This window comes from Mesorhizobium intechi (genome assembly GCF_002879535.1).
GTDB classification, from domain to species: Bacteria; Pseudomonadota; Alphaproteobacteria; order Rhizobiales; family Rhizobiaceae; genus Mesorhizobium; species Mesorhizobium intechi.
The window spans coordinates 1-7,064 of the sequence record NZ_PNOT02000380.1 but is presented as its reverse complement, the minus strand read 5'-3'; the positions used below and the strand labels follow the sequence as shown (position 1 = coordinate 7,064).

Annotated in this window: 10 protein-coding genes and 2 tRNA genes; 7 read left to right on the top strand and 5 right to left on the bottom strand. The window is 64.0% G+C overall.

All coding sequences use genetic code 11. The features are described from left to right. Nucleotides 1-7: 7 nt before the first annotated feature. Nucleotides 8-217 carry a DUF680 domain-containing protein gene (locus C1D09_RS31905; protein WP_246135955.1) on the top strand — a complete coding sequence of 70 codons (210 nt, stop codon included), beginning with the start codon at nucleotides 8-10 and terminating at the stop codon, nucleotides 215-217. 46 nt (nucleotides 218-263) lie between these two features. Here the strand turns inward: C1D09_RS31905 and C1D09_RS31900 are convergent, their stop codons facing one another. The 4 genes from C1D09_RS31900 to purM are packed head-to-tail and all read right to left on the bottom strand — an operon-like array spanning nucleotide 264 to nucleotide 2,944. Further along, the gene (locus C1D09_RS31900) at nucleotides 264-773 is read right to left on the bottom strand and encodes a SixA phosphatase family protein (protein WP_143977906.1); all 510 of its coding nucleotides are present in this window, start codon (nucleotides 771-773) and stop codon (nucleotides 264-266) included. Continuing rightward, complete coding sequence (locus C1D09_RS31895) at nucleotides 773-1,087, bottom strand: hypothetical protein (RefSeq protein WP_246135954.1); 315 nt, start codon at nucleotides 1,085-1,087, stop codon at nucleotides 773-775. The genes C1D09_RS31900 and C1D09_RS31895 overlap by 1 nt, the downstream gene beginning before the upstream one ends. Nucleotides 1,088-1,124: 37 nt before the next feature. Further along, the gene (purN, locus tag C1D09_RS31890; RefSeq protein WP_143977904.1) at nucleotides 1,125-1,838 is read right to left on the bottom strand and encodes a phosphoribosylglycinamide formyltransferase; all 714 of its coding nucleotides are present in this window, start codon (nucleotides 1,836-1,838) and stop codon (nucleotides 1,125-1,127) included. Beyond that, nucleotides 1,835-2,944 carry a phosphoribosylformylglycinamidine cyclo-ligase gene (purM, locus tag C1D09_RS31885; protein WP_143977903.1) on the bottom strand — a complete coding sequence of 370 codons (1,110 nt, stop codon included), beginning with the start codon at nucleotides 2,942-2,944 and terminating at the stop codon, nucleotides 1,835-1,837. Before purM ends, purN begins: the two co-directional genes overlap by 4 nt. A gap of 205 nt (nucleotides 2,945-3,149) precedes the next feature. Between purM and C1D09_RS31880 the strand changes: the two genes are divergently transcribed. The 3 genes from C1D09_RS31880 to hdaA are packed head-to-tail and all read left to right on the top strand — an operon-like array spanning nucleotide 3,150 to nucleotide 5,588. Further along, nucleotides 3,150-3,707 carry a CDP-alcohol phosphatidyltransferase family protein gene (locus C1D09_RS31880; protein ID WP_143977902.1) on the top strand — a complete coding sequence of 186 codons (558 nt, stop codon included), beginning with the start codon at nucleotides 3,150-3,152 and terminating at the stop codon, nucleotides 3,705-3,707. Continuing rightward, entirely contained in the window at nucleotides 3,679-4,887 is a 1,209-nt protein-coding gene (locus C1D09_RS31875; RefSeq protein WP_143977901.1) for an AI-2E family transporter, read from the top strand. Before C1D09_RS31880 ends, C1D09_RS31875 begins: the two co-directional genes overlap by 29 nt. Beyond that, nucleotides 4,884-5,588: a DnaA regulatory inactivator HdaA gene (hdaA, locus tag C1D09_RS31870; protein ID WP_143977900.1), complete on the top strand. Its 705-nt coding sequence runs from the start codon at nucleotides 4,884-4,886 to the stop codon at nucleotides 5,586-5,588. Before C1D09_RS31875 ends, hdaA begins: the two co-directional genes overlap by 4 nt. A gap of 317 nt (nucleotides 5,589-5,905) precedes the next feature. Here the strand turns inward: hdaA and C1D09_RS31865 are convergent. Beyond that, a tRNA-Pro gene (locus C1D09_RS31865) sits at nucleotides 5,906-5,982 on the bottom strand. 125 nt (nucleotides 5,983-6,107) lie between these two features. On the opposite strand from C1D09_RS31865, the gene C1D09_RS31860 reads away from it, so the two are divergent. The 3 genes from C1D09_RS31860 (at nucleotide 6,108) to C1D09_RS31850 (ending at nucleotide 6,911) form a co-directional block, all read left to right on the top strand. Further along, nucleotides 6,108-6,413 (top strand): ETC complex I subunit, encoded by a 306-nt coding sequence (locus C1D09_RS31860; protein WP_143977899.1) that lies wholly within the window; start codon nucleotides 6,108-6,110, stop codon nucleotides 6,411-6,413. A gap of 45 nt (nucleotides 6,414-6,458) precedes the next feature. Then, nucleotides 6,459-6,535, top strand: a tRNA-Arg gene (locus C1D09_RS31855). 136 nt (nucleotides 6,536-6,671) lie between these two features. Then, nucleotides 6,672-6,911 (top strand): hypothetical protein, encoded by a 240-nt coding sequence (locus C1D09_RS31850; RefSeq protein WP_246135953.1) that lies wholly within the window; start codon nucleotides 6,672-6,674, stop codon nucleotides 6,909-6,911. The last annotated feature ends 153 nt before the right edge of the window (nucleotides 6,912-7,064 follow it).

Sequence of the window (7,064 nt, the reverse complement as noted above, 5' to 3'; positions counted from 1 at the left end):
AACCGCCATTGTCCTCGCGACCGGCGGCGCCTTTGCCGGCAGTGACCATTATGGCTCCGACAATGCCAACCAGCCGGTTGCCTCGATTGCCGGCGTGGATCATGCCGCCACCGGCGCGGTAAAGGACGCGGATATGGCCGGGCACAAGGCAGCCGATACCAGGATGAAGGCCGCCACCGACTGGCCTGAACCCGGCCAGGGCATCTGGGGTAACTGAGGTCTCCGGCGCGGCGGGCTTGCCCGCCGCATGCCCGGCAGGACGGCTAGCTCAGATCCTTAGGGCGCAGGCAATGCGTCAGCCGCGCGATCGACAGCCCCGACCAGTCGCCGTCGAAGACAAAGCGCGCGATGGCTGCCGTGGGGAACTTTTCCTCCAGCCTCTTCTGGGCCTTGGTCTCCGAGTCTGATCCGGCAAGCTGTTTCGCCAGATCTTCGAGGCCCGGATTGTGGCCAACCACCACCAGACAGCCGCTTGATGGGTCGACTTCACGAATCTGGCTTAGTATATCCGCCGCCGAAGCCTCGTAGAGCGCTTCGGCGAACACAACCCGGGGTCGTGCCGGCAAATCCGCGGCGACCAGCCGCCATGTGTCGCGGGTGCGCAGAGCCGACGACGCCAGCACCAGATCCGGCAGCCAGTCGCGCGCCTCCAGTTCCCGCCCTATCAATTTGGCCGCCCTCAGTCCGCGTTCGGCCAGCGGCCGGTCGAAATCATCGAGAGCAGGGTCGCCCCAGCTCGACTTGGCGTGGCGAAGAAGGAGCAACTGCTTCATCAATTTGCGTCCGACCAAGGAATGTCGGCATGAAAGTCCTTGCCATATCCACCGCCGTGCCTCGTGCCGGCCTCGATATCGAAGGCCGCCGCCAACTGGCCATGGATGAATAGGCCGGCATGCCGTTCACCGTTGTCCCACTTAACGATGATGTCGGTTTCGGTGATCGACCAGGCTCCGGATCGAATATGTATTGTGCCGATGATTGGCCCGACGACCTTGCTCAGCATTTTGCAGAGATAGAAATCTGCTGTGGCGTTTTGCGGGTCCCCCGCTTCGTCATATTCGAAAACGCCGACCAGGTCGCCTTGCATCCGGATCGCAGCATCGAAAACGTCCATTGGCCTCGGCTCAGGGCGTTATCCGCGCCAGGTGCTCCAGATCGGCTTCCTCGCGCAGCGGGTCGGGCGCCATCACCACCGAGGTGGCGTTGTCGGCATCGTCGGCAAAGTGGGCGAGCAGCGTGCGGCCGGCCTCCATGCGCGCCTTGCCTTCGGCGACCAGGCCCAGCGCCAGCGGATAAAGCCGGTGCTCGGCCTTCAGCACCCGGGCAGCCAGCGTATCGGCATTGTCGCCGACCATCACCGGCACGGCGGCCTGGGCGATGATCGGGCCATCATCCATTTCCGACGTGACGAAATGCACCGTGCAGCCATGGATGCGCAGGCCCGCGGCCAGCGCACGCGCATGGGTGTCGAGGCCCTTGAATGCCGGCAGCAGGGCAGGGTGAATGTTGATCATCCGGCCCTGCCATTTCTGGACGAAGCCGGAGGAGAGGATGCGCATGTAGCCGGCCAGCGCCACGATATCGGCATTGAAGGCCGTGAGTGCGGCGTCGATCGCCGTGTCATGCGCCTGCTTGCTGCCATGGTCGGCGCGGGCAATGACCTGCGTGGCGATGCCGCGCGCCTTGGCGATGCCGAGGCCGGCGGCATCGGCCTTGTCTGAAATCACGCCGACGATCTCGGCCGGAAAGGCCGGGTCGCTGGCCGCAGCGATCAGCGCGGTCATGTTGGAGCCGCGTCCCGATATCAGGACGACGGTGCGTTTTCGCTGCATGCTCATAGGCCGATCGAGCCCCGATAGATGACGCCGGCATCGCGGCGCGGCACGATGCGGCCGATTGGCGTCACCGTCTCGCCGGCTTCCTGCAGCACGGCGGCGACCTGAGCCGCCTGACCGGAGGCGACCGCCAGGATCATGCCGATGCCGCAATTGAAGGTGCGCATCATCTCTTCCGGCGCCACGCCGCCGGTCTTGGCCAGCCACGAGAACACCGCCGGCACGTCGATGGCTTCCAGGTCGAGCTCGGCCGAAAAATCCTTGGGCAGCACGCGCGGAATGTTTTCCGGGAAACCGCCGCCGGTGATGTGCGCCAGCGCCTTGATGCCATGCGTGTTGCGAATGGCCTTGAGGATGGACTTGACGTAGATGCGGGTCGGTTCGAGCAGCGCCTCGGCCAGCGTCGCCTCGTCGTTGAACGGCGCCGGATCGCTCCACGCCAGGCCGCTGGCGGCGACGATGCGGCGCACCAGCGAAAAACCGTTCGAATGCAGGCCCGACGAAGCGAGGCCCAAAAGCACGTCGCCTTCGACGATGTCGTCGGTGGGCAAAAGCTGGCCACGTTCGGCCGCGCCCACTGCAAAGCCGGCGAGATCATAGTCCTTGCCGTGATACATGCCGGGCATTTCCGCCGTCTCGCCGCCGATCAGCGCGCAACCGGCCTGCCTGCAGCCTTCGGCGATGCCGCCGACGATCGCCGCACCCTGGTCGGGGTCGAGCTTGCCGGTGGCGAAATAGTCGAGGAAGAACAGCGGTTCAGCCCCTTGCACGACGATATCGTTGACGCACATGGCGACGAGGTCGATGCCGATCGTGTCGTGCTTGCCGGCGTCGATGGCGATCTTGAGCTTGGTGCCGACGCCGTCATTGGCGGCGACCAGCACCGGATCGGTAAAGCCGGCCGCCTTGAGGTCGAACAACCCGCCGAAACCGCCGATCTCGCCATCCGCACCCGGCCGGCGCGTGGCACGCACCAGCGGCTTGATCTTCTCGACCATGAGATTGCCGGCATCGATATCGACGCCGGCCTCGGCATAAGTGAGCCCGTTTCTGCGCTTGCTCGTTTTGGCCTGGCCCGTTTTGGGCTGGCTTGTGTCGCGCTTGCTCATCGCAATTTTCCTGCTCGTTTGCGGGCTCTTCGCATGAACGGTTTCGGTCTGCAAGGATAACGGCCGAGCCGAGCGCCATTTGACCTGACAAAAGCGTGGATAGAATGGCATCGGGTTTGGCGCTCGCGCCTGGAACGAACTGTCCCTTGTGGCGGCTCGCCATCTCCTTCATCTATCTCCAAACAGCCCATGGCGGGACAATGAGTTGACCATCCCCAATCTGATCACCATCCTGCGCCTTCTCCTGGTGCCTGGCGTGGTGCTGGCCATGCTGCAGGCCCGCTGGGACTGGGCCTTTGCCGGCTTCGTCATCGCCGGGGTCTCGGATGGCGTCGATGGCTTCATCGCCCGCCGTTTCAACCAGCAGTCCGAACTCGGCGCCTATCTGGATCCGATGGCCGACAAGCTGCTGCTGGTTTCGGTGTTCGTCGTCATGGGCTTCATCGGGCAATTGCCGCTCTGGCTGGTCGTCACCGTGGTGTCGCGCGATGCGCTGATCGTCTGCGCGGTCCTGTTGTCCACGGTGATGGCGCATCCGGTCGAGATCAAGCCATTCCTGGTGTCGAAAGCCAATACCGCCGTCCAGATCGTGCTGGCGGCGGTCGTGCTGGGCGAGCTTGCCTTTGCCCTGCACCTCGACCCTCTGCGGCCAGCCCTCATATTGCTGTCCGGGGTCTTGACCGTGGCTTCGGCCGCAGCCTATCTCGTGGCTTGGCTGAGGCATATGAGCGGCTATGGCGAAGGCACCAATCCGGACATCTGAGAAAGAAGCGGCGGTGATCGAGGCCGCGGCTGCCGATCTTGCCGCGGCCTCCGCGTTCCGCCGGCAGATTTTCTTCTGGGTAGCCGGCGTCGCCGGACTTGCGCTGTTCCTCTATATATTCAGCAACATCCTGCTGCCCTTCGTCGCCGGCATGGTGCTTGCCTATTTCCTCGATCCGGTCGCCGACCGGCTGCAGCGGTTTGGCCTGTCGCGTTTGATGGCGACGGTGGTCATCCTGATCGCCTTCCTTATCGTGTTGGTGCTGGCCTTTGTCATCCTCATTCCGGTCTTGGCGACGCAGATGGCCGACTTCGCCGGCAAACTGCCGGAATACCTGACCCGGCTGCAGAGCCTGATCACCTCCTTCGATCCGAAATGGCTGGAGCAGAAATTCGGCGTCAACGCCAATGGTTTGCGCGATGGGCTGAATTCGCTGCTGACCTCGGGGTTCGGCCTGCTCACCACGGTCTTCACCTCGATCTGGAGTTCGGGCGTGGCGCTGGTCTCGGTGGTCAGCCTGTTCGTGGTGACGCCGGTGGTTGCCTTTTACATGCTGCTCGACTGGGACCGCATGGTGGCGGTCATCGACAGCTGGGTGCCGCGCGACAACGTCGCGACCGTGCGCGCCATAGCGCGCGACGTCAACACGGCGACCGCCGGTTTCGTGCGCGGGCAGGGCACGCTCTGCCTCGTGCTGGGCGCCATGTACGCCACCGGCCTGACGCTGACCGGGCTGAACTTCGCTATCCTGATCGGCCTGTTCGCCGGGCTGATCTCCTTCATCCCCTATGTCGGCTCGCTGACCGGGCTGGTGCTGGCGGTCGGCGTCGCCTTCGTGCAGTTCTGGCCGGACTGGACGATGATCGTCGCGGTCGCTGTGGTCTTCTTCATCGGCCAGTTCATCGAGGGCAACATCCTGCAGCCCAGGCTGGTGGGCAAAAGCGTCGGCCTGCATCCGGTGTGGCTGATGTTCGCCCTGTTTGCCTTCGGCGCGCTGTTCGGTTTTGTTGGTCTACTGATCGCGGTGCCGGCTTCCGCCGCCGTCGCCGTTCTGGTGCGCTTCGCCATCGCACGCTATCTCGAATCGCCGCTCTACAAGGGCCACGCGACGGAGGCCGCGCCGCCGCTGCCGGCCGATCGTGGCGGCGGCCACCGCACCCAACCACGTCGCTCGAAGTGACCGCCCAGCGAACCGATCCGCCGCGCCAGCTGCCGCTCGATCTCGGCCACGGGACAGGCTATTCGCGCGACGAACTCGTCGTCTCCGGCACCAACAACCAGGCGGCGGCACTGGTCGACCGCTGGCCGGACTGGCCCTCGCCGGTGGTGGTGCTCGCAGGTCCCGCCGGCTCCGGCAAGACACATCTTGCCGCCATCTGGCGTACGCGTGCCAACGCGGTCGCCGTCGATGCCCGGCGCATCCGCGAGAGCATCGCCGGCCTCGGCGCCCGGCCGGTGCTGATCGACGATGTCGATGCCGGCGCGGTCGACGAACAAGGGCTGTTCCATCTGATCAATGCGGTGCGCGGCGCCGGCTCGACGCTGCTGTTGACGGCACGACGTTTTCCCTCGGCCTGGGGTGTATCGTTGCCCGATCTGGCCTCGCGGTTGAAGGCGGCGGCTACAGTCGAGATCCACGAGCCCGACGACCTGCTGCTGGCGGGTGTCATCACCAAGCTTTTCGCCGACCGCCAGGTCGAGGTCGAACCGCATGTCGTGCAGTATCTGGTGCGGCGCATCGAACGCTCGCTCGGCACGGCCATGCGGGTGGTGGAGCGGCTCGATCGCATCGCCCTCGAGCGTAAGATACCGATCACGCGCGCACTCGCCGCCGAAACGGTCAGCGCGATGGATGAGGGGCAGGGCGCGTTCGAGATTTAGGAAACCTCAAACAACCGTGAACGCGTGTCCCATTTTGGGAAAGAGCGACTGGCATCCATCTTGCTGCACCAGCTTGCCGGCTGACCCCGGTCCTGATTGCGTTCCAAATCAGGTTGTAGGCTCGCCGGGATTGAGTTTTGGGGTTCTCGCCCGGCGAGCTTGCCTTCGCGTGCTGTTGGGGTCCAATCTATCCACTATCGTCGCATGGGAAGGCCGGAGCGCGTATCGCCCGATCAAGGGCACGACAAAGGCGGCGGCCGTGGTCCAGGCTCTCCTGGCGGGCAAGGCGCCTAGATCGCGCCGGATACATAAGGGGATGGTCGGAGTGGAGAGATTCGAACTCCCGACCCTCTGGTCCCAAACCAGATGCGCTACCAGCCTGCGCTACACTCCGAACGGTCTGTTGCCTATTCATTTCGGTGTTACATGGCAAGTGCAAAAACCTTGCCGCCATGCGCATTGCGCAGTAATGACGGGCGAAGGGGCGGCGATGCTGTCTTGCACAACCATGAGGTGGCCATGTCCGCGCGCATTTTCAGTCCAGCCAAAACCGCGATGCAATCCGGCACGGCCAAGACCGGCCACTGGGTGCTGGAATTCGACCCCGAGATGCGCAAGAAGATCGATCCCTTGATGGGCTATACAACGTCGGGAGACATGAGAAGCCAGATCAGGCTGACCTTCGAGACGCGCGAAGAGGCCGTGGCCTACGCCGAAAAGGAAGGGCTTGCCTTCCGTGTCGAGGAGCCGAAAGAGACCAAGCGCCGCCAGATTTCCTATGCGGAGAATTTCCGCTATGACCGCAGGACGCCCTGGACGCATTGAACGGCGCCAGCGCCAGATATCCAGCCGGCCACTTGGCCGGCCAGCGGTCCCGTAGCTCAGCTGGATAGAGCACCGGCCTTCTAAGCCGATGGTCACAGGTTCGAATCCTGTCGGGATCGCCAATAAACCGATGATTTTCCTAGATTAGTTCTTTCTTCAAGGCGTGCCGGCTTGGCTTCTGCCGCATCGTCACCGTGCCAGGCCGCGACATGAAAAATGACCAGCGGGAACCTGAAGCCTGCCGGCGCGTTGCATCGCATGCTCAAGAAGATCGCTTTGGCCGCCGTGCTGTTCCAGGTTGCCGTTTTTTCCGCTCTGACAACGCAGACGGTTCTTTTCGCATCCACGGCGACCCAGGCCGCCGACGTGCAGCGCGGCGAACCCGTCACCGCCCCGGAATGCGCCACCGCGAGACGGCCGAACATTTCGGATCGGTGTTTGGAGCGGGTTGAAGCGCGAAACCCTGTAACGACGCTGGTGCTGACGACCGGGCAATAGAGCAAGCCGCGTGGCCCCCCGGGAATTATTTCGTGATCCGCCGAGGTTGGAACCTTAGCCCATATCAGGCGTTCGGGGCCTTGTATTCGCGGAGCCTCATGAAAGGCAATGTGCGGCCGGCGAACGGGCGGGGCAAAACAAGCACGGGTTGGG